General features: G+C 41.9%; 21 protein-coding genes and 2 pseudogenes. 17 read left to right on the forward strand and 6 right to left on the reverse strand.

Annotated elements, in window-relative coordinates:
* Positions 1-296: 296 nt before the first annotated feature.
* From hsdR to LMJ53_RS03010, 9 genes and pseudogenes are all read left to right on the forward strand, one after another.
* Positions 297-2612, forward strand: coding sequence for an EcoAI/FtnUII family type I restriction enzme subunit R (hsdR, locus tag LMJ53_RS02975; RefSeq protein ID WP_229584734.1), 2316 nt, complete (start codon positions 297-299; stop codon positions 2610-2612).
* Between the two features lies 1 nt (position 2613).
* Entirely contained in the window at positions 2614-4452 is a 1839-nt protein-coding gene (locus LMJ53_RS02980) for an AAA family ATPase (RefSeq protein WP_229584735.1), read from the forward strand.
* A gap of 3 nt (positions 4453-4455) precedes the next feature.
* Positions 4456-5934, forward strand: a complete 1479-nt coding sequence (locus LMJ53_RS02985) for an N-6 DNA methylase (RefSeq protein WP_229584736.1) — start codon at positions 4456-4458, stop codon at positions 5932-5934.
* Positions 5935-5936: 2 nt separating this feature from the next.
* The gene (locus LMJ53_RS02990; RefSeq protein WP_229584737.1) at positions 5937-7163 is read left to right on the forward strand and encodes a restriction endonuclease subunit S; all 1227 of its coding nucleotides are present in this window, start codon (positions 5937-5939) and stop codon (positions 7161-7163) included.
* 9 nt (positions 7164-7172) lie between these two features.
* On the forward strand, positions 7173-8309 hold the full coding sequence (locus LMJ53_RS02995; protein WP_229584738.1) for a hypothetical protein: 1137 nt from the start codon (positions 7173-7175) through the stop codon (positions 8307-8309).
* Complete coding sequence (locus LMJ53_RS03000) at positions 8306-8758, forward strand: three component ABC system middle component (protein WP_229584739.1); 453 nt, start codon at positions 8306-8308, stop codon at positions 8756-8758. Before LMJ53_RS02995 ends, LMJ53_RS03000 begins: the two co-directional genes overlap by 4 nt.
* Positions 8755-10791, forward strand: a complete 2037-nt coding sequence (locus tag LMJ53_RS03005) for a DUF3732 domain-containing protein (RefSeq protein WP_229584740.1) — start codon at positions 8755-8757, stop codon at positions 10789-10791. Before LMJ53_RS03000 ends, LMJ53_RS03005 begins: the two co-directional genes overlap by 4 nt.
* 87 nt (positions 10792-10878) lie before the next feature.
* Positions 10879-11061: pseudogene (locus tag LMJ53_RS17125) on the forward strand (hypothetical protein); the annotation flags it as partial.
* A gap of 83 nt (positions 11062-11144) precedes the next feature.
* Entirely contained in the window at positions 11145-12134 is a 990-nt protein-coding gene (locus LMJ53_RS03010; protein WP_229584741.1) for a hypothetical protein, read from the forward strand.
* Between the two features lie 117 nt (positions 12135-12251).
* Here the strand turns inward: LMJ53_RS03010 and LMJ53_RS03015 are convergent.
* A pseudogene (locus LMJ53_RS03015) lies at positions 12252-12695 on the reverse strand (IS630 family transposase); the annotation flags it as partial.
* A gap of 135 nt (positions 12696-12830) precedes the next feature.
* Between LMJ53_RS03015 and istA the strand changes: the two are divergent.
* Positions 12831-14384, forward strand: a complete 1554-nt coding sequence (gene istA, locus LMJ53_RS03020; RefSeq protein ID WP_229584742.1) for an IS21 family transposase — start codon at positions 12831-12833, stop codon at positions 14382-14384.
* Positions 14385-14395: 11 nt separating this feature from the next.
* Positions 14396-15142 (forward strand): IS21-like element helper ATPase IstB, encoded by a 747-nt coding sequence (gene istB, locus LMJ53_RS03025; protein WP_229584743.1) that lies wholly within the window; start codon positions 14396-14398, stop codon positions 15140-15142.
* On the opposite strand, the gene LMJ53_RS03030 is transcribed toward istB, so the two are convergent.
* The 3 genes from LMJ53_RS03030 to LMJ53_RS03040 form a co-directional block, all read right to left on the reverse strand.
* The gene (locus LMJ53_RS03030; RefSeq protein ID WP_229584744.1) at positions 15121-15846 is read right to left on the reverse strand and encodes an IS630 family transposase; all 726 of its coding nucleotides are present in this window, start codon (positions 15844-15846) and stop codon (positions 15121-15123) included. The genes istB and LMJ53_RS03030 overlap by 22 nt on opposite strands.
* 359 nt (positions 15847-16205) lie before the next feature.
* Positions 16206-16373, reverse strand: coding sequence for a hypothetical protein (locus LMJ53_RS03035; protein ID WP_229584745.1), 168 nt, complete (start codon positions 16371-16373; stop codon positions 16206-16208).
* A 48-nt stretch (positions 16374-16421) separates the two neighbouring features.
* Entirely contained in the window at positions 16422-16643 is a 222-nt protein-coding gene (locus tag LMJ53_RS03040) for a hypothetical protein (RefSeq protein ID WP_229584746.1), read from the reverse strand.
* 279 nt (positions 16644-16922) lie between these two features.
* Between LMJ53_RS03040 and LMJ53_RS03045 the strand changes: the two genes are divergently transcribed.
* Complete coding sequence (locus LMJ53_RS03045) at positions 16923-17291, forward strand: hypothetical protein (RefSeq protein ID WP_229584747.1); 369 nt, start codon at positions 16923-16925, stop codon at positions 17289-17291.
* Between the two features lie 551 nt (positions 17292-17842).
* Here LMJ53_RS03045 and LMJ53_RS03050 read toward each other — a convergent pair.
* Positions 17843-18469, reverse strand: a complete 627-nt coding sequence (locus LMJ53_RS03050) for a tyrosine-type recombinase/integrase (RefSeq protein WP_229584748.1) — start codon at positions 18467-18469, stop codon at positions 17843-17845.
* A gap of 372 nt (positions 18470-18841) precedes the next feature.
* A complete protein-coding gene (gene cadR / locus LMJ53_RS03055) occupies positions 18842-19231 on the reverse strand; it encodes a Cd(II)/Pb(II)-responsive transcriptional regulator (protein ID WP_229584749.1) in 390 nt (129 codons plus the stop codon).
* An 81-nt stretch (positions 19232-19312) separates the two neighbouring features.
* Between cadR and LMJ53_RS03060 the strand changes: the two genes are divergently transcribed.
* From LMJ53_RS03060 to LMJ53_RS03080, 5 genes are all read left to right on the forward strand, one after another.
* A complete protein-coding gene (locus LMJ53_RS03060; protein WP_229584750.1) occupies positions 19313-19942 on the forward strand; it encodes a cation transporter in 630 nt (209 codons plus the stop codon).
* Between the two features lie 2 nt (positions 19943-19944).
* Positions 19945-20316 carry a DUF3703 domain-containing protein gene (locus LMJ53_RS03065; protein ID WP_229584751.1) on the forward strand — a complete coding sequence of 124 codons (372 nt, stop codon included), beginning with the start codon at positions 19945-19947 and terminating at the stop codon, positions 20314-20316.
* Positions 20309-21217 carry a cation diffusion facilitator family transporter gene (locus LMJ53_RS03070; RefSeq protein WP_229584752.1) on the forward strand — a complete coding sequence of 303 codons (909 nt, stop codon included), beginning with the start codon at positions 20309-20311 and terminating at the stop codon, positions 21215-21217. Before LMJ53_RS03065 ends, LMJ53_RS03070 begins: the two co-directional genes overlap by 8 nt.
* A gap of 223 nt (positions 21218-21440) precedes the next feature.
* A complete protein-coding gene (locus LMJ53_RS03075) occupies positions 21441-21746 on the forward strand; it encodes a hypothetical protein (RefSeq protein WP_229584753.1) in 306 nt (101 codons plus the stop codon).
* 82 nt (positions 21747-21828) lie between these two features.
* Positions 21829-23160: a TolC family protein gene (locus LMJ53_RS03080; protein WP_229584754.1), complete on the forward strand. Its 1332-nt coding sequence runs from the start codon at positions 21829-21831 to the stop codon at positions 23158-23160.

The raw sequence follows: 23160 nt of genomic DNA on the forward strand, positions 1-23160 counted from the left end.
TCATCCTCTAAGAGATAAATATTTATACCTGAGTATTTCGTATGTGTTGATTATTAATGCGGTCGGTCTTAATTTTTTATAAGGTGATTAAAAATTAATTTTAGGACGTGTCAAACCTAAAATGATTTCATTTGCCAGATTGATTTATATATAAACCATCGAAAGAGTTTTGTAAGAGGTGAATTTAGAGTTAAGCTTTAATTCGTAAGTTAGCTCAAGCACAATTTAACCGTATGACTTAAAGCCTCAGGCCTTGATATGCAGTTAATTTAAGGACAATGGAAAAGGATAAAGGGATGTCATCAGAAGCGGATACCAGAGCAAATTATATCGACCCCGCACTTAAAGCTGCATACTGGCAACCCAATAACATCATTCGGGAACATTATTTTACCGATGGTCGAAAACTTGCAGGTGGGGCGAGAGGTCGTCGATGCTTTGTAGATTATCTATTACATAAAGATAACCGCTACCTTGCCGTTATAGAAGCCAAGAAAGAATCAGAACACCCCACAAAAGGCCTTCAACAAGCCATTGATTATGCAAAAAAATTGCTCGTCCGCTTTGTTTACTCCAGTAATGGCAAGCAAACCTACGAATTTGATTTAGAGACAGGTAAAGGCGATTACATCGATTTTTATCCCACACCAGAAGAAATAGAAAACCGTTATGCTGGTATCAATTCCAACTTAGGCCAACAACTCCGTAATATTCCTTTTCATTTAGAAGGCGCAATTCAACCGCGCTATTATCAAGAACTCGCTGTACATGCTGCCACTGACGCCATAGGTAAAGGTAAAACACGTGTGTTATTAACATTAGCCACGGGCACAGGAAAAACGTTTATTGCTTTTCAAATCATCCATAAACTTTTTCAGGCTCGTTGGAATAAAGACAATCCTGGCAATCGCCGCCCCAGGATCTTATTTCTGGCTGATCGCAATATCTTGGCCGACCAAGCTATCAATACTTTTAACCCATACGAGAACGACATTATAAAGATTAATGGTGAAGAGGTACGTAAACGCAACGGCATAGTGCCTACAAATGCGCATATCTTCTTCGCTATTTACCAAGCCATTGCCGAGCGAGAAAATATCGACGGTTACTATAAAGCTTACCCAAGTGATTTTTTCGATTTAGTTATGATTGACGAATGCCATCGAGGCAGTGCCAATGAAGCAGGTTCGTGGCGAGCCATTCTCAACCATTTTGGCAGCGCCGTACATATTGGTTTAACCGCAACGCCTAAGCGCGAAGCTAACGTGGATACCTACGATTATTTCGGGAAGCCAGCTTTCGAATATTCACTAAAAGACGGCATCAACGACGGATTTTTAACACCATATCGGGTTAAACGCATTCGCACTAATTTAGATGAGTTGGTGCTGACCAAAGATGATCAGGTTATTGAAGGTGAGTCAGGCCAAGATGTTTATCAAGTAACGGATTATGATAAAAAAATCATTGTAGATGAGCGAACTGAATTGGTTGCTAAAGCAATTCTGGACAACATCAACCCATTAGAAAAAACCATTATTTTTTGTGAAAACCAACCTCATGCTCTCAACATGCGAGAGATGATTAACCGACATAAAAAAGTCAAAGACCCACTTTACTGCGTTCGTGTAACCAGTGACGAAGGTAAAATCGGTCGAGAGCTGTTAGAAAAATTTCAGGACAACGACAAAGACATCCCTTGTATTATTACTTCATCACAGATGCTTACCACGGGAGTAGATGCCCGAAATGTGCGTAACGTTGTGCTAGACCGTACCGTTGGCTCCATGGTTGAGTTTAAACAAATAATTGGGCGTGGCACACGTGTATTTGATGGCAAAGATTATTTCACCATCATCGATTTTCGTGGTGCAACAAATAAGTTCTACGATAAAGATTGGGATGGCGAACCAGAAGCACCCGAACCCAGAGTCACGGGTGAACCAACAACGCCTCCGTATACCCCAAAACCTCCAGGTGGGGAAGACGGCACTAAACCTGAACCAGGCGAGCCCAAGCCTCGGCTAAAAATAAAACTGAGTAAACATCGAGAACTTAAAGTTATTGATGTAGAGACACGCTACATCGACGAAAACGGCAAACCTCTTAGTGTACAGGAGTTTGTCGATCGATTAATTACGCAGTTACCAGGGCTGTTTAAGTCAGTAGAAGAGCTTCGACAAATTTGGTCTGATCCAGATGAACGTGAATCCCTACTGGGTAAGTTAGTCCAAGCCGGCTTTGATAAAGACCAACTTGTCATACTACGGCGTATGTTTGAAGCTGAAGACTGCGATATTTTCGATTTATTAGCATTTCTTGCATTTGAACAACCGATGGCGACACGAAAAGCCCGTGCCGACAACGTGCGAGCTAACGGTGCTTTTTTCAGTCAATACCAACAAGACAAAGCAAAACAGTTTTTACACTTTGTGCTTAACCGTTACGAGCAAACAGGCAGCACAGAGTTATCGCGTGAACGCTTACCAGCGTTAATTGAATTATCAGGTTTAGGCACCACCAAAGACGCCTCAAATGCCTTCGGTGGCAAACCGGCCTTTTTATTGGCGGCATTCAAACAGCTGCAACAACAGCTTTATTATGTGAATTGAAATGGAATTAACTTTAGGCCCCAACTTAATACATAAGCAGCCTCAGACGTTGCAAGTTAACAAGGTCGCTACGCTTATTGGTGAAAATGGCAGCGGAAAGTCCAGTATTTTGCAATCCGTATTTGAACAACGCTTAAATAAAAGTGCACACAATCATTTAAATGTGGTGTGTTTTTCTTCTGGCCAAAATGAAAATTACTCAGAAAAATTCAGTACTTACTTGAAGCGTGAACGCCAAGCCGGTCGTGGGCTTGGTTTAGAATGTATGTACTTTGATAAATCTTGGTCAAAACTTCTTATCTTCTTATCAACAGCGACAAAACGTAAAGGTAAAGTACGCTCTTTTTTATATGAACGCGGATATGTCTCGGAATCTAAAGAGCGTGATGATAAAACTACCTTTTTAAAATGCGCATTTAAGGTCGACAAAAACTATATTAATCGCGTAGAGGATGCTCGCAAACGTGAGGAAAACGGTGATATTGATACTCTTGTTAACACGCCTTATTTCAAAATATTGGATAGTTTTGTTAGTAAATTTGTCTCTGAGGACTACGCATTTGAACAACCCATTAAAAAGCAAAATATTGAAATACGTGCCAATCAGCTTTTAAAGATTTCATTTGATTCTTTAAGACCCGTTAAAGCCGGAGAGGAAAATTCCAAGGTAACACGAAATGAAGACCACATTGAAATTGTTGCAGAAATGCCTGTAACTTATGATTCTCAAGAAAATAATGTGGTATTTGACCCAGAAGTGAGCTTTTTCACTCAAGCTGCGGATAATGATTATTTTATTGATAAATCGGACTATAAGCTGTTTTTTAAAAATGGTATTGAGCTTGACCAATTTAGTGATGGTGAATATCAACTGCTATTTTTATACGCATTAATTGACCTTTTTGACGCTCCCAATACGTTATTCTTACTCGATGAAGCAGACTCACACCTGCATTACAAAAATGTCGAAAAACTTTGGACACTGCTACACAGTATCAAAGGTCACGCCATCACTACCACACACTTACTTGACTCCATCTCGGCTAAAGAAAACCGCATTGAACACTTAAAAGTGATAGAGAAGGGTCGCATCAATGAAGACAATAAAATCAAACAATTGATAAGCCGGCTCAGTGTGCTATCTCGTGCTAAATCGGTTGAGTTTGAAGTGTGTGGCAAGCTGCCCAACATTGCCTTATTAGATGATTACAATGATTGGATTATTTTTACCAAATTAGCAGCTCGCGCGGGCCATGACATTGAACGATTATCTGTTGTTCACGCAATGAAAAAGTCGTCCAGTTACGCAAGTTCTACTGAAACCTTTGCTAAAGGCAAAATCGAGTGGCTTCATGGATTAAGCAAAATTGAATCCCAACTAGTTACAACCCAAATTTTTATGATTTGTGACAGAGATGAAGCAGCCTTGGACTGGAACGTTGCAAATGGAGTGCAAGTAAACGGGCAAATATACCGTGACTTACTCAATGCCATTAATTGGCCACAAGGCATGAGGGTTAGGCCGCATTTACTTGCTTGGAAACGCCGAGAGATTAAAAACTATTTGCTTTCTCATACAGCTTTATCTCGTCACGAGGTTATAGACCAAATCAACACTGCTGAGTTATTGAGGGCCCCGTTTTATTTACAACCTAATAATCCTGGTGATAACGACGATATCTGCCGATTGAACGCCAAAGGAGTCATTGACCCTCTGATTAATACCGAAGGTGTAGGGCTCGCCATTGAGAAGCTACAAGCCTATATCGACCTGATTCCACCAGACGAAATCAGCGAAGACATCACCAATATGTATAATTTTATTATCGGAAAACTATAAGCCATGTCATTACAACAAAAGATTGACCGAATTACAGACATACTGCGCCGCGACGATGGCATCAGCGGTGCGATGCACTATACCGAACAAACATCATGGGTGTTGTTTCTAAAATTTTTAGATGATTATGAAGCTGAAAAACGTGACGAAGCCGAGCTCTCAGGTAAAGAATATCTGCCCGTTTTAGATGACGCACATCGCTGGTCAACTTGGGCATGCCCGAAAAACTCTGATGGAACCAAAAATCTTAAAGCAGATTCGGGTGATGATTTAATTAATTATGTTAATGAACAGCTTTTTCCATACCTGAAAAGTTTTGCCAATAGCGCTACAACAGGTGGTGCGGATCCTAAGTCGTTTGCTTATAAAGTCGGTGCCACGTTTCAATATCTCGACAACAAAATTGCTTCAGGCCATACCCTGCGAGAAGTACTGGATATTGTCGATACACTGAACTTTCAGTCTAGCGATGAGATGTTCGAATTGTCACTCGTGTACGAAGGCTTATTGCAAAATATGGGGGATGCGGGTGGATATGCAGGCGAGTTTTATACACCTCGCGCTGTTGTCAGGGCCATGATTAAAGTTATTGATCCACAGCCAGGTCAAACCATCTACGACGCCGCTGCTGGCTCATGTGGTTTTTTAGTTGAAGCATTTGATCATCTAAAAACTAAAAAAAGCGAACTTTCGACCGAGCAATGGAACTTCATTCAGCGTGATACCTTTTTTGGTTTTGAGAAAACCTCTTTAGCTTATGTCATGGGTATGATGAACATGATCCTGCATGGTATTGAGTCACCTAACCTTTATCGTGGAAACACCCTGACGCAGAACATTCGCGATATTCAGGAAAAGGATCGTTACGATATTATCCTGGCTAACCCACCGTTTGGCGGCAAAGAAAAGGATCAAATCCAACAAAACTTTCCTATTAAAGCCAACGCCACCGAATTGCTGTTTATGCAGCACTTTATGAAAACCCTGAAAACCGGTGGAAAAGCAGCAATTGTAATTCCTGAAGGCGTGCTGTTCCAAACCAACAGCGCCTTTAAACAAGTTAAACAAGAGCTGCTGGAAAACTTTAACCTGCACACCATATTAAGCCTGCCTGCTGGCGTATTTTTGCCGTATTCCGGCGTTAAAACCAACGTGCTGTTTTTTGAGCGCAGCGGCGGCACAAGTGATGTTTGGTATTACGAATGCGAGCCAGAGCAAAAGCTCACCAAAAACAAACCAATCACCGATGAACACTTAAAAGAGTTTGTCGAGCTTTACAGTAGCCGCGAAACTACAGACCGTTCCTGGATCGTATCGGCCAGCAAACTGGCTGAAGATTATGACCTATCCGCCAAAAATCCAGCCAAGCAAAAAGATACCGAGCATTCAGCGCCAAGCGATATCCTTAAGCTGATCCGTACCAAGGAAAAATTGGTATCTGGCCTGCTGGATGAGATCGAAGACCTGTTGGCGGAGAAATAAGCATGGAACAGGTTTTGTATTCATTGCCGGATGGATGGGAGTGGCAAAAGTTAGCAGATGTTGTTGTTAAAACGGAAAACTTGAACCCGTTAAAACACGCAGAACAGTTATGGACGTACATTGATATATCATCAGTAGATCGTTATCGATTTACAGTTACAGACCCAAAGGAAATTCTAGGGAAAGATGCTCCATCACGAGCGAAAAAGCATGTACAGCAAAACGACGTGATATTTGCGACGACACGACCAAACTTAAAAAACATAGCGTTGGTTCGGGATGAATATAGCTCACCAGTGGCATCGACAGGTTTCTGTGTTCTCAGAGCTAACAAAAATGTTTTACCTGCCTATTTGTTTTATTTTGTTATAACAGATTTTGTTCAAGCGCAAATTGAACCCTATGTCGGTGGCGCTTCATACCCCGCGATTACTGATGGAAATCTTAAGAAGGCTTCAATACCGATACCAAGCATCGAAAAGCAAAAACGTATCGTCGAAAAACTCGATGCACTGTTCACCCGCATCGACACCGCCATCGAGCATTTGCAGGAAAGCGTCACATTGGCTGATACGTTATCTCAGAATGGGCTTGATGTATATTTTGCTGAGCTCACAAAAACAAACCCCGAGTTACCCTTCTCAAAGTTGGCTGATTTCATATCTGGCTATGCATTCAAAAGCGGTGACTTTACTTCGGTATTCGGAATAAAGCCGATCAAAATAACCAACGTCGGCGTTAATGAGTTTTCTGAAAATGCAGAAGAGTTTCTGCCAGCTAGCTATGAAAGTGAATATCAGAGATTTGCAGCAAAGGCGAACGATATCGTAATCGCATTAACTCGTCCGATAATTAATGGCGGGTTGAAAGTTTGCCGAGTACCTGAAGCTTATAGCGGAGCGCTAGTGAATCAGCGTGTCGCTGCAATAACTTCACACAACAAACACGTATTAGATTTCATTTATCTTTACTTGCAGTCATCCCGTACTAAAGAATATGTACTTGAAAAGTCTAAGTCTCTGAATCAACCTAACTTATCAATAACAGACCTTAAAAATTTGGCAATTCCTTTCCCAAATAATGATGACGATATTGTTAAAGCGGTTTCCGATTGCAACGCTTTGATAACCAAAGCAAGAAAGAGCAAAACCGAAATCTCTGAAAAAATAACAATGATGCAGCAACTAAAAGCATCAATTCTCGATTCAGCCTTTAAAGGCGAGCTCTAAGGAGGGAGTATGAGTGGTGGTCACACCAAAAATGCCGCACTAACAACTGCCTTGGCTTTTCATTACCAGGTGTTGATTGGCTTGGATAAGTGCTTTGCATTGGAAGAAGGCCAATCCGTATGGTTTGAAAAAGACGGTGATGTGAGCCTAATATCGCCTGATGCTATAGCTTCCACCCAAACGGAAGTTAAAGACTATTCAGCGACACTTACCGACCACCACGAAAATCTCTGGAAAACGCTCAAGAACTGGTTAGCTTCCGAGTTTGATCATGGTCAATATGGTGTTTTGGTACTGCATACTACGCAGGCTTTTGGTACAACCACACGGCTCAAAGATTGGAATACACAAACTGCCGAACAACGATTACAGGTGCTAAAAGACATTTTTGCCGAGCGTACTAATGAGCAGCTTCATGCTGAAAAGCCGTCTGGCATTATTAAATTGCAGAAAGCTGTGATGCTCGATTCTACTCAGGAGACTCTGAAAACAGTGCTCGCAAAAGTCGTACTACACGTTGAATCAGCGGACTTAGATACACTTAAAACAAATTACTTCAATAAACTCAGTGGTTATATTCCGCTCTCGAATCGACAGGCTTTTGCTGAGGCTTTGATCGGTTTTGTATACGAGCAGGCTAATAGTTCAGAATGGGTAATTGATAAATTAGCTTTTGATCAAAAGCGAGAGACTTTGACTGCAAAATGGGGCCCAACTCTATTCACCATTCCAGATTTTGCTGGCAGCGTTGCGACTGATGAAGACGTCGACTTGTACTTAACTGAATTGTTTGCACAGAAAATACTTGAAATTGAGTATGAAGAAATATTGCCGGAAGCGATTGGTAATTGGCTGGAATTAAGAAACTCATTGATTGAAGAGCTAAATGGATTTCCACAATTCAGGGAAACCGTTCGTAAGTACCGAGATCAATTGCTTCGAAACTTTTCTGCAAAATACCGCAAAGCCTGTCGAAAACAAGGCTGCGCTTTGGCTTTATCGAAAGATTTATATGATGAAGTGACCAGCGACACGCCATTTGGTATCGACGGCTATCCGAATCCAGATTTTGTATTTAGAAATGGCTTACTACACGATGTCATGGACGATGACGAACAAAATTTGAAATGGAAAGTTGAGCTATGAGTAGTATTGTCGATGCACTATACGAATTAAAGTACAACCCGTTTGAATATGGGCCATATCTTGCTTCGTTTTACACGCATTTGGATGAGTCAAAAAACAACTTGTTGCTTGCTCCGTTGGTCATTCCGCTTTGTAGCCATCCTCTTTACAGTCATAAGCTTCTTAACTCGAACAAGCGAAGCTCAATTTGGTCAATTTTTGACGACCGTAGAAAACTCTATGACCTACAAGAGCGAATTGATGGGTTTCAAGCCTTAACAAAGCTGTGTATTCAATATTGCTTAATCAATGACTGGCTATTGGTTGATGAGCAATTGCTTTCCCTTAATAAAGGTGGTGAGGCTGACTCAGTTTTTATCCATCAAATAAGTGCAGAAAAATTGGGGCGATTATTTAGCGGTCACTCAGTGGTCGAGATTTATGCGTTTTTAGGAGTGAAGCCGCAATGAAAACACTTATCCATGAAATTGGTGTAATTGATAAACAAGGGATCAAGCACCCAGTGAATTTTAAGGCTGGGCTTAATGTTGTTACCGGTAAGTCATCGACAGGTAAAAGTGCCTTAATTGAGATTTTTGATTATTGCTTTGGCAGCGGTGAAAACACTATTCCTAAGGGCGTTATTACCATCAGTGCCGACATTTATTATGTAGCGCTTGCTGTTAATGAACAAGATATGGTGATTGCCCGTGATCCAGATTTGGCGTCAAAAGCGTTCTTCCGTCGCGTTGAGGCATTCAACACGACGGAAATTGACCGAGCCTACTTCAATGCTAGCTATTTCCGCCCATTGGACGAATATAAAAAGCACTTAAGGGATTTTTTCTTAGATATTGATGATGTTGATGAATCTTTGGCAGCGAGGACTAATCGGCGGTTTAATCAAAAAGCACCTACACCATCGGTGCGTAGCTTTTCATCTTATATGCTTCAACATCAAAATCTTGTTGCAAACAAGCATGCATTATTTTACCGATTCGACGAAAAGGCAAAGCGAGATCAGGCTATCGAGCATACTAAGATCTTTTTAGGCCTTGTAGATCAAAAGTTCTTTCACCTATATCAAGAAAAAGAGCGGTTAAATGCAGAGGTAAAACGTTTAGAGCGCCAAAAGGAAACCAACAAGCTTACTTCTGAAAGTTTTAAGCAAAGGGTTGGCCCTGTTTTAAGTCAACTTTATGCCTCCATGGGTTTTAAAGAAGAGCCATTATCTTTGGATAAGGTACTTCGCCACCCGCAGGATGCCAAAGACAAACTCGATGGCATTATAGTTGCCGAGAAAATTAATCATAATTCCGATGCAATCACGCAACGTTACGCGCAGTTGAAACAAGCTCGTAATCAAAAAACGGCTGAGTTGAGGCAGTTACAACGTCAAGCCTTTTCGATTAATAAGCATATTCATGAAGAAGAGCGATTTGTTGATAACGTAAAACAGTTTAGCTCACCTAAACATGTACATATCTCTGCGTCAGTATGCCCGTTTTGTCAAACCGAAAAAGACAGTTTGCGTGAAAGTGCTGAAAAACTTCAGCAGGCCATCACAAAAGTTTCGGGAAATCTAGCGCAAGCTCGCCCGATGAAAGCAAAATTTGAATCCTCTTTGGTTGAGGTACAACGTACTAGTGAAGTTGTAAGTAGAGCATTGAGTGAGCTCAATCATCAAATAACAGAGATTGAAAAAAACGAGAAGCAGTTAACAGAACAAAAGAGCCTGTATGAAAGTATTGTCATGCAAAAGGCAAAGCTATTTGCGCTTCTTGATACCCTTAATATGGTCGACGACTCCGAGCTTGAAAAAGAAACCAGAGAGGTAAAAAAACAACTCAAGCAGATTACTGATGAGCTTAAAGAGTACGATGTGGAAAAAGGTCTCGCTCGAGCATCGGTCAAAGTAAACGAATATATGGCTGAAATTGGCAGTCATTTTGAATTTGAAGCCAGTTACAAACCAATTAATCTTCACTTTTCATTTGAAACGTTCGATCTTTACCATTTAACACCTGACGACGAAAAAATCTATCTACGGTCAATGGGTAGTGGCGCAAACTGGCTTTACTGTCACGTGACCTTATTTTTAGCATTGCATAAGTATTTTGCTGAACTGGGTGATAAATGTGCTATCCCTTCAGTACTGTTTTTGGACCAGCCCACCCAGGTGTATTTCCCTAACTTCAACCGCGATAATTCTGCCACCTTTGAAGAACAAAAAAACCAAGAGACTGAACAGCGTAAAGCTCTTCATGTTGGTCAAAGTGTCGACGAGGATATTAAAGCAGTTGAAAATCTATTCAGCCAGCTATCGATTTATTGCAATGATCTTAAATCAAACAATGGCTTTAGTCCGCAAATTATAGTGACTGACCATGCGGATAATTTGACCCTTTCCAATGGGGTTGAGTTTGAGTCGCTGGTGAATGGTAACAGATGGCGTACCCGTGGTCTTATTGAGCCTGTGCCAGAAATTAAAGGTGATAGTTAATATTATACTTTCAAAATACGATTCTTTAGACGTGTTGAATGTTAAAGTTCTCAGGGAGTTAATGTGAAAACATAAAACGTCTATTGCGATGAAAGCCGCCATACCTCAGGCCCGTCTCAGCCCTATATTGTCATCGGTGCGCTGCAATGCTCTCGTGATGAAAAGCACTGCATTTTTGGGCGCTTACATGGCCTAAAGACTAAGTATGGAATAAAGGCCGAGTTGGGATGGAAAAAGTTATTGTTTAAGCGCGTTTATCGCATGTTTTAACTGTAAAAACTTACTGGCACCAAGTATGCCGATCTTGTTGCCAAGGTTCGTGATCATGTCTGCAAAATATGGAAGGGTATAGATTGAAATTTGTTAAGGGGGAAGCTCTACAAAGTTGGATTTATCGAAATATCATTGTTAACGGTTTCTCTGATTTTTCATCAGTGATTGGTTCTGATGGCCTTTGGCATCGATATCCATACTTTCCAAAAGAGGTTAAAGTTGAGTACAGCTCTATACCAGATCAAGAATTAATAGGATATTTACGTTTGTCTGGCATTGGAATTAAAAAAGCAAGTTTGTTAGAAAATCCAACACTTTATGTCAATGAAGTCTATGATGTTTTTCCTAAATCATATCACCCTGTAAATTATAGCAAAGGAAAGGTTACAATTGCATTTTGTAATTTATGTATCAAAGCGGCTATTAAGAATAATGGATTTGGATATATCAAGTCTGAATGGCTTTATGGATCGAAGTGTACAATTCACAATATAGAACTTGGAATATTAGAATCTACCTCAAGGATAGATACTTTAGTAAAATTAAGCTGTATTTTGAAAGGGACATACTTTAAAAAAAACTTCAATCAAAGTGAAATGAAATTTATAAAAGAAGAAGTTGAAAGTTTTGATTTTCATTTTATGCCATGCATAATTAATGAGTTTTATAAAACTATCAGTAATCAATTTTACGGTATCGCTAGAATTTACTTAAAAGAAAAATTTTACTTTGCTGACGGTAGAAAAAAGAAAGTGCATGAGTTTAATATGTATTCTGAACTCACGAACTTCATGAGTTTTAATGCTTCAGATTTTAATAAATTTATGGATGAAAGAGCAGAAGTGATTTTCCATACATTTGGAATTAACCAAAATAATTCTTTAAGTGAGAGAATAATTAAAAAGAAAGGTGAGAACTGTTCAAAGTGTTATCAATTGAACAGAGGCGATAAGTGCTCAATTGCACCCATTAAAATGTTTGTACTTGATAAAGATGGTTATGTAGATGAGGAGTATTTAAGTAACCCTTGTGATATAAGATTAAAAAAAACATATAATAACATGGTGTAATTAACTAAAATAACATATTAGTTAGGAACTTAAGATTGTTTTCATTTTTAAATTAATGTTACAGAGAACTGCTTAAAAACGAATTTACTTATACAAATAAATGCTAAATAGCTGATCCTAATTGTGATACACCCGCTTTAGTCCATGTTTGCCGCCCGGAAACGGTGCGGCAGTGTCCATAAAATAGTAAACCTGCTCCAGTAAATCATCCATGTTTTTGCACTGATGATTCCGGGTTATCGTCTCGTGCAGTGCATGCCACAGTTTTTCAATTTTGTTATGCCATGGGCTATAAACCGGCAAGAACAGTAACTTGAACTTTGGGTTGTCACTCAGCCACTTCTGCGTTTTTTTGCTCTTGTGGATGATGTAATTATCCACGATTAACCGAATGCTCTTAGCCCGACGATACTGACCTTTAAGCTTTTCCAGCAACGCAATAAATAAATCACTGGTCTTGCGCTCGCCACCAACATAAACGATTTGCCCTGTCTGGCCGTGTAATGCTCCCGCCAGATAATGTTTCTTGTTCTGTCCTGGTGTTACCACTTTACGCTGCTTGCGTATTTCGGGATGATCCGGCCAGCGATTTCGGCATGAGTCGGCCACCCATTTCGGTATCATCCGGCCAGTTTGTTCTTCCTTCGTTTTACGGACTTTGGCATAACAGTTTTTTAACTGTTCGCCGGAGTAGTCATGACACGTAAAAAGAAAATGGTAAGGACAGATATGCAAACTTATCTGGATATATTTCGCCTCAAATTCGAGGCCAAGTTAAGCGATCGGCAAATCTCTCAGGCGCTAAATATTGGCCGGGCAACCATCAGTGATTTGGTTATCCGCTTTAACAATTTAGGCCTGAGCTGGCCGCTGGCTACCGATTATCCGCTTGATAGTCTCGACAAACAGTTATTCCCTGGCCGTGATTACAGTACACAGCGGGTCTTGCCGTTGTGGGTGCAGGTACACCTTGAGCTGCGCAGAAAAGGCGTCACCAAACTGCTGTTATGGCAGGAGTATCAAGCTGAGCATGGCAATAAAGCGCTTGGTTACACGCAATTCTGCGAACATTATCGTCGATGGTGTGCTGTACAAAAACGCTCAATGCGGCAGCATCATGAAGCCGGTGAGAAGCTGTTTATCGACTTCTGTGGCCCGACGGTGCCGATTGTGAACCCTCAAACCTGCGAGATAAAACCGGCCGCTATCTTCGTCGCCACTATGGGTGCATCTAATTACACCTATATTGAAGCCTGTAAAGGTCAGGATATGGCATCCTGGCTGATGGCGAACAGCCGCTGCCTGACATTTTTAGGTGGTGTGCCGGCGTTATTGATACCCGATAATCTCAAAGCAGCGGTTGATAAAGCGGATAAGTTCGAGCCGGTACTTAACGACAATTACAAAGCCCTGGCCAGACATTATGGCTGTGCGCTAATGCCCACCCGACCACGCAAACCGCATGATAAAGGCAAAGTCGAATCGGCTGTGCTGATAGTTGAGCGCTGGGTATTAGCTCGGCTGCGCCATCAGGTGTTTTACTCACTGGCTGCATTAAATCAGGCTATCCGGGCACTGAATACTGAGCTTAACCAGCGGCCCATGAAGCATTACAACGGTGCCAGCCGTGAGCAGTTGTTTACCTTGCTGGATGCGCCTGCATTACAACCATTGCCGCCTTATGCTTATGAGTACACAGATTACCGTATTGCGAAAGTGGCCAAAGACTACCACGTACAATACGACTATCACTGGTACTCGGTGCCACACCGTTTAGTCGGTGAGCGGGTTGAAATCAGTGCCACGCAAACGCTGGTGAAGGTTTACCATCAGGCGAAATGTGTCGCACAGCACCCCCGCAGCCATAACGCTTACCGGCACACGACTGACATAGCGCATATGCCAGAAAACCATGCAGCCTATCAGGAGTGGAACCCAGAGCGTATTCGCAGCTGGGCCAAGCATATTGGCTCCAACACCCTGGCGGTGGTATTAGCCGTTGAACGCAGTAAAGACCATCTGGTTCAGGCACAGCGCGCCTGCCTGGCGCTACTGAGTGAGCAAAAACGCTACGGTAGTGACAGGCTGGAAAGTGCCTGCGCACTGGCCATCAGTCGCCAGCTACCTTATATACCGGTCATCAAAAAGCTGCTTAAAACCGGTGAAGATATGCGCAGGCAACCGGATGAAACCAACACCATTATCCCTGGCACACACATCAACATCCGTGGCTCAAAATACTACCAATAAGGACAACACTAATGGATACACTACTTATCCAACTGCGGCAGCTTAAGCTGGCTGCCATGGCCAGTGCGCTGGAGCAACAACGCCTTACACCCCATACTTATGCCGAGCTGAGCTTCGATGAACGACTGGGATTACTTGTCGAGCAAGAACATCTGGCGCGGGATAACACCCGCTTACAACGGTTACGAAAACTGGCTAATCTGCGCCTTAAAGCGACACCTGAAGGCTTACGCTATCCAGCAAAGCGCGGCTTGCGAGCTGAACAAATTACGCCACTTATGCAAGGACATCACCTAACGTATCATCAGAATATCCTGATAACCGGCCCCACCGGCAGCGGCAAAACCTATCTTGCCTGCGCCTTAGGTGAGCAAGCTTGCCGACAAAATAAACGCGTGCTGTATTACCGCTTAGGCCGGTTATTGGAGAGCCTGAAAATGGGGCATGCCGATGGCAGCTATCTTAAGCAACTGGTACAGCTACAAAAGGTGGATATGTTGATCTTGGATGATTGGGGCCTTGAGGGATTTAAAGGTAAACAAGTCAGCGATTTACTGGACGTGATTGAAGATCGCTACGAGCAACGCAGCACAATTATAGTCAGTCAGTTACCGGTCTCGGAGTGGTACGGATTAATGGATAACCCGACGGTTGCAGATGCGCTGTTAGACAGAGTGATCCACAACGCCCACCGACTGGAATTAACAGGTGAGTCACAACGTAAAAAAACACTGGTTCAGGGAGAAGAAGTCGGGTAAAAAGAGAACATAAACGAAGGTAAGATCATGCTGGCCGGATCACACCGAAACACCTGGCCGGATGAAACCGGAACAGGTGGCCGGACAAACCGAAATACGCACTGCTTGCCACGATGCCCCCAATCTGCACCGATTTTAGGATTCAGATGGATGTCCACTTCATCCTGGTAAAACACCGGGTGGTCAATACTGTTATCTGCCAGCGCCTCCCGGATGGCCGACAGTTTCTCCTTTTTATCCGGGTCTTGGATATAAAGAGTCGGCGCAGCTCGCCGCCAGACAATTCCTGCTTTGGGCAACCAGCGTCTGATTGTTGAACTGTGGATCTGAATGTTACATAACTTATTCAGTAACAGCGCAAACAACTCTGTACTCCAGCGTGAACGCTGATATCCAAGTGTCCTTGGCGTGTACTTAAGCAGTATTTTCAGCACACCACAGATAAAATCCCGATTCTGCCTAACGGGTCGACCAACGCCTTTCGTTTTTAGACCATCAACACCGGCAACGTCATACCATTTCAACCAGCGGTTAAGCGATGACCGACCCGCTTGCAGTAAGCTCGCAACCTCTGACTTGGTTTTACCTTTCAACACCAGTAAGACGGCATTCGCACGGCGGCAAAGGTCTCTATCTCGTGTTTTATGAATAATCTTCTTCAATCGGCGGGTTTCCGCGCCATATAAAAATGCTATCCTGTTCATACTCAATGCGTTTGTGGGTTTGGTTTGTTTGGCGACTGATCTGATCGCGCAAACCGCATTGAGTTCCCTTCCCTGAGTGATCTACTATTTGGAAGTTATTTAGTAATGTGTCTGGTGATCTGAATAGATTGCAAGACTTGGTCCTAACTCACTGCATTGTATGGTAACAATGGTTTGCAAGGATTGTAATTTATTACTGCAATTTACCAACAAATAGGAGGTGAGCTTTTTAACAAAGTACTGGCAGGTAATTTCATGGAATTGGATATAAATACTGCAATTAAATCACAAGTGAAATAGCAATATGAATGTCTTTAATTGGCACTTAGTGACGATTTGAAAAGAAATCGGGCACTGACTTATTCGTTAAGTCGGTGATGAATATCTTCATACTCTTCGATCATCTTTGCCAAGGTATCAAACTTATCACCCTCAGGCGTGCCCGGCTCAGCTTCAAGAAGCTGTTCAATTGTTTCTAAAGCCGCTTCATGTTCGTGTTCGTTATTTATAGCTTGGTTCATTTTCATCTTATTACCTAATGATACTCAGTGGGACCGCCCACCTAGCGTCCGCTGTTACTCAGCAGCTTCAAGGCTTACCACACGCGTTAAATTTCCTGTAGCTGATATTTGTTCGTCAGTTAATGTCTGGTCGATATACTTTGTCATACTGATTTCTGAACGATCTTTATCCATCACACAAACCAATATATCCCCTACGGCAAAGCCTAGCTCAGCACAGAGCGCATCAGGGACAGGGATTAAGTTATCTTTGATGATTTCAACGGTATAACTCATGGTATTCTTTTACGTGTAATAGCCTTAGTGTTTTACTAGGATACAGCAAGATTGGCATTGTTATATAAAAGGCAAATCGATTCGAATGACTATCACCGTGTTCCCGAAGGTCTTCAGAGTGTAGTGATATGCCACACTTTAATCCAACAAATACAAACGCTGCTCGGTTTATTCATTAAATAATAGCATCAGTCAATAAAATATTCAGTGTCTTGTTTTTTAACGTTGAAAAATCTATTTTATAGTTTGTTTTGTTATTAACCGTTATGAGGATACAAATTGACGCCATTCAAGATAGGTACTGCACCAGATCAGGGGGTTGAACAACCTAAGGCCTGGGCTGCGGCGTTTTTTACTTCAATAGAACATCTTGCTGACTTTGTTGATCTTTCTCCTCAGTCTCTTAAAAGGTCAGAGCGCGTTAAGCAATCGAAAGTGCAAACGAGGTTAATCGAGATCCATGCACTATTGCGTCGGGTGCGACCTTGGTTTAATTCTGATCAGGCTGCATGGGCATGGTATATCGGTGAGCCGATTGTAGCTTTTGAACGATTAACGCCATCAGAGATTATTAAAAAATTTCATGGTTCTGGTATTGAGGCATTGAATGATTGGATCACAGAGCGAGAAATGGGCGGTTTCAATTAGTAGCATTTTGCTAAACTGAAGTATTTAATCATCTGCTTTTGACATCATATGTCCATTTGTTGATCTAACGCAGTTTCTTCAGCCAGCGCAATTAGTTTATTCGATACTAAAGGTTTTTTGTATTCCATGAGAACGGTGAAAAAAACACACTGAGTTATCACTGTTTTCACCAAACACTGACCACTCGATGCAATCTTTGTGCTCCAGAACTTTAACCCGAAAGTACCAACAATTAACTAACTTCAGCTATGTGCTGCTATGAGCGAAAAGCAGATCACTAAAGTCGTCTAGATCCAAATTCAAAAGCAGACAACGGCGAGACAATGCTTTTTCTAGGGATTAGTAAAGGTCTGAAAAGACTTCAATATGTTGTAGTAAATAATTTTGCAAACCACGATAGTCCTCGTCACCTAAATAACTAAAAAGTAACTCCGTAAAGATGCTGGTTTCAATAAGTATCATGACATATTTTACACGGCCATGCCGTAAATGTGTAAAGTGGTTAGATACGTGATCTAGCTACTTCCTTGAATCAACTTAAATTTTATTCGTTACAAATCAAGATGCTCCGAACTCTCTAAAGCATCCTCGAAGGTAATACCTAAATAGTGAATTGTACTTTCGATTTTCTTGTGCTCAAGTAAAATCTGTATTTCTCTTAAATTATGTCTCATCTTGTAAAGTAACGAAGCTTTGGTCCGCCTCAAGGAGTGTGTTCCATAATCTGAGGCATCTAACCCTATTGACTCAACCCAGTGTCCCACAATCCTTGCGTATGTTCGCGTTGTTATATGCTGAGAGTTATGTAGCCTTGATTTGAAAATGTAGTCGTCATGTCTGATACCTGCTTCTTCAAACAATACATCTAAAGCAGTACGTGTCTTATCCGTTATCTCAAAGGTAACCGGGCTGTGCGTTTTCTTTTGCATTACAGTAGCTCTGCTGAGAACGCGATTGCTGTGTGCGACATCAGAGCGCTTTAGAGAAACCAAATCGCATCCTCGTAATTTGCTATCAATGGCAAGATTGAATAATGCTAAATCTCGTTTATTTCCAGACCTCAAAAGCAGTGTCCTGATTGACCAGACTTGTGAAGCCTTTAAAGGCAGTTTTTGCTCAATAAGTTTTCCTTTATTCCATGGAATTCTTTTCTCACTTTCAACTCTTTGTAAAATCATAATATTTCTCCGATTCGTGATTCACGGAGCAACGAGTAACCAGTCTTCACATATCTACTTTAATTGAGGACCGCAGAAAATGATTCAGCAAGAATATATTGCCAAAAAACCCAAAAGAAGACATTTGGTCAATCTGTAATATTTTTTGGTAATGGTCATAACGATATGCCGAGGAGCCCAGATTAGATTTATCACTTCTGCTGGTAAAAAGACGCTCGATTTTCTTTGATTTTCAGCGCTACTAAAATGACTTCCTGACTTCCTGACTTCCTGAGGATGGCTGATTCTGAGGTAAGCCGGACCTAAAATTGTTACAGCTTCTAATCTAGTTTTATGCCCAAACAGAATATAAAACGATTAATTTACCATTGCCTATTCACCAAGTATTCGCAGCACTCCACAGTCCTTTATTTTTTGATTATGTCTACAAGAATTTTTCATTTCTTTTAATGTTGATTTTAGCGATGTTAGCACTTTTATTCGATTAGTAACCTCAATCAGATGTTTATCAATCATTTCATTAATGCTTTCACAACTCTCATTGGGCTCTTGCTTGTTGGAAATAAGCTCTTTTATCTCAGCTATTGAAATATCCAAAGAACGACATTGTTTTATGAAGGTTATTTGGCGCAATGAATCTTCATCATAGAGGCGGTAGTTGGCTTCTGTACGTTCTGGTGATTTAAGTAACCCATTTCGCTCATAAAAGCGAATAGACTGGATACTGCATCCAGTTTTAGTAGACAGCTCTCCGATTTTCATAAGTCTCCAAAGTTATTCTTGACTCTATACTAAGTATAGGCTTTAGACTGGCGTCATTCAATAGGATTACTGGATTTGGATATGAGTGGATGCGGGTGTGATGTAGAAGTCAACGACGCCTCGCAAAAGGCAGTACTGTATTGGCTTCTTGGGATCAATACAGTTATGTTTTTTGTAGAAATGAGTGTGGGTATTGTCGCCGACTCCACTGCGCTCATTGCTGATTCACTTGATATGCTAGCCGATGCGGTGGTCTACGGGATTGGTCTTTATGCGATTGGCAAATCCATCTTGCACAAGGCCAATGCCGCCGAGATAAGTGGTTATTTTCAGCTCATGTTGGGTGTTATGATTTTACTCGATATTGTTCGCCGCTCAGTACTGGGCAGTGAGCCTGAATCATTGCTGATGATGGGTATGGGTGGTGTTGCCCTAATTGCCAATGTTGTTTGCTTAATGATTATTCGCAATCATAAAAATGATGAAGTCCACATGCGAGCAAGTTGGATATTTTCGGCAAACGATGTTATCGCTAATACCGGCGTAATAATCTCAGGTGCGTTAGTTTGGTGGTTAAATATACGCTGGCCAGATTTGCTTATTGGCACGGTGGTGGCTGTTGTTGTTATCCGTGGTGCATTTATGATTTTAAAAGATGCCAAACAAGAAATCGCCAATGCCACCAAGCATAGTCAAACAAGTGAGGAATAAGTATGACATTCTATGAAGCTGCCAAACCTTACATCAATCGGAAGTTAATTGACGCTAACAAAGCCGCTACGCTAAACGATACCCAACGCAGCTTTGCGTTACTCGAAGATGCGCACGTTATCGGCCAGCAATCAACCTATTTTCATTGTTTGGTGCATTATAAAATGCTGCGCCATGGCATCCGTCAGCACGATTTAAAGGAAGCGTTTGGTCAGGCATTTCGCCTCATTGGTGCGGCTACAAAAACAATGTTGGGTTGGGTCCCTCTGGGTAACACCGGTGGGGCGAGTGTCAGCCCGTTTAAGCCTATGCCGATATCAGCAGAAAATCAGGCTATTTTGGCAGACATAAAAATAAGGATGAAGCGTGCATAACCACTCAGGACATTCTCACAACCATGGCAGTAGCAATAATGCATCGAAACGCATCGGTTGGGCGTTCTTTTTAAATGTAATGTTCACCATTATTGAGTTTATTGGTGGGTGGCTAACTAATAGCACGGCCATCATGGCCGATGCCGTCCATGATTTGGGCGACAGTTTATCTATCGGCACGTCTTGGGTGTTAAATAAACTCGGCTACAAAGATGCCAACAACACATTTTCCTATGGCTATAAGCGTTTCTCATTGCTTGGCGCATTAATAAACGGCCTTGTGCTTACCGTGGGCTCTATTTGGATACTGGTAGAAGCGATACCAAGACTGTCCGAGCCCGAAATGCCGCAGGCTCAGGGCATGCTGTTGTTAAGTATCTTCGGCATTGCAGTGAATGGTTTTGCAGCCTACAAATTAAGTGAGGGCACCTCTCTGAATGAGCGAATACTTAATTGGCATTTATTAGAAGATGTATTAGGTTGGGTGGCTGTGCTCATCGTCTCCATAGTCCTGATGTTTAAACCATGGCCTATTCTTGACCCAATTTTGTCAATTGGTTTCACTCTATTTATATTGTTTAATGTGGTCCGCAATTTAAAAGAAACCTTGCTTTTGTTTTTACAAGGGACGCCCGACGAAAAGCAAATGCAAGAGGTCCGTGATGTGCTCACTGCTGAGCCAGAGATAAACGCCATCCACCATTTTCATATTTGGTCACTGGATGGCGAGAACAACGTGATGTCGGTGCATTTAGTCTTAAAGCAGGATGTCACCATTGATAAATTGAAAGCCTTAAAAACGCATTTTCAAGAAACCTTGTCGCGCTTTGAATTTGTGCACACAACTATCGAATTTGAATTTGCCGATGAAGCATGTCGCGATGAAAAATCATCAAGATGAAAGCTTACATGATGGACAATAGGCGATACACTGAGCGTGTTGCATGTGTGATGATTCTTTTGACTTGTTCATTCGACTTTAGTTTTACTCAAAGCTTTTAGAACCACACAATTATAGGTCTTTTACACTTTCGATGAAAAATACATCTGTCTTCGCATACATAACGATTATGCTGATTTTGTTGCAGTCATTTTCGGCTATCGCGAATTTACAGGATTTCCACGTGGTCGATACAGAACATCTTCAATATGAGCACGAGCATCATAAGGACGATAGCCGCCACTCACCATCTGCTGATGATGTAAATGGTGGCGCTGAGCAAGATACTGCTGGGCAATATAATGCACATCACAACCCGGCAGACTGTCACCATTGTGGGCATTGTCATGGCACACATGTTCAATGGTTAGGCCAATCGTCGTTAGCGTCTATTGATGCCACCCAACAATCCCACCAGTTTTTCTACCTCAACACCGTGATTGACGCGCCTGTCAATCGATTACTGCGCCCCCCTAAAGCCTGTTCTTAAAATAATTTAACTTATATTAATTCGTTTGAGCCTCTCAATGTTGGTTGAGCGGCATAGTTAAATGTAATTTTTTGGACACATTATGAAAATTAAATTTCAATCTCTCCTGTGTGTTAAAGCATGGAGTATGACAGGGGTATTTCTGCTCATGAGTTGCACAGCGTTTGCATCCATGAATGAAAATGTATTTCAGACCATAACACTTGAAAACGCAATCAAAAGAACTATGGCAAATGAGCCACTTTTGTACGAATTTTCGGTCAAACAACAAATTCTAAAGAGTGATGCCAAAACGGCTGCGCTCAAGCCTGCTTACTCTCTGGGCGTGGAAGTCGAAAATGTATTAGGTACGGGTGAAGTCTCCGGCATTAAAGAAGCGGAGGTAACGCTGACCTTATCCTCAGTAATAGAGCTTGGTTACAAATTACACGCTAGAGGGCAAGTCATTGACGCTAAGCGTAATCAGCTCGCCATCCAAAGGCAAATTGTCAGTCTCGATCTGTTGGCTGAGGTCACGCGTCGCTACATCGATGTACTGGCAACACAAGAAACGCTCAGCGCCATGCAACAAGCCGAACAGCTTGCTAACTATGCCTATCAGGCTGTTGTTAAGCGTGTGGAAGCCGGCGCATCGCCGTTGTTAGAGGAAAAACGTGCACAAGCGTCATTAGCGGAGGCTCGCCTTAATGTCGTCACTGTACAACAGCAACTGCAATCCAATATTAAAAGTCTTTCGATTATGTGGGGAGATACAAACCCTGTTTTTACAGGCGTTTATGGACAACTCTATACGTTACCCACACCCACAGGCTCGAATGAATTCAATTATTTAATAGGAGCTCTATCTAAAAGTCCACATATTGCGCAGTTTGCACAGCAATCCAGAGTGCAAGATGCCCAAATTAGGCTGACACAAGCGAGCAATTCCCCTGATATCACATGGACAGCGGGTGTTAGGCGAATGAACGGCATCGACGAACTCGCTTTTGTGGCAGGTGCTAGTGTCCCGTTATTTACAAATACCCGCAATTTAGGTGAATACGAAGCTCAGAAGGCTCGTCTTGACCAAATCGAACTTCAAAAACAAGCCAGTGAGCGTGAGCTTTATCATCGAGTGAATCAAGCCATTGATGCTCGCAATCGTGCTTTGTTGGAAGTTAATACCTTACAAAATGATGTTATTCCTCCACTGAAAGAAGCTCTGGGTTTAGTCGAAGCGGCATATTCCGATGGGCGTTTTAGCTACTTAGAGTGGGTGACCACGCGCAAAGAATTGCTCAGTGCACAACTCGCCCTTATTCAGGCGGCCAAAATAGCTCATCAACGAAATGCCGATATCGAAGCACTAACGGGTATAGCGATGACAAAAAGCACCGACGACGTCGTTTCTAACACTAATTTTATAGAGCAATAA

The sequence above is a fragment of the Rheinheimera sp. UJ51 genome, assembly GCF_020819615.1.
GTDB lineage: Bacteria > Pseudomonadota > Gammaproteobacteria > Enterobacterales > Alteromonadaceae > Alishewanella > Alishewanella maricola.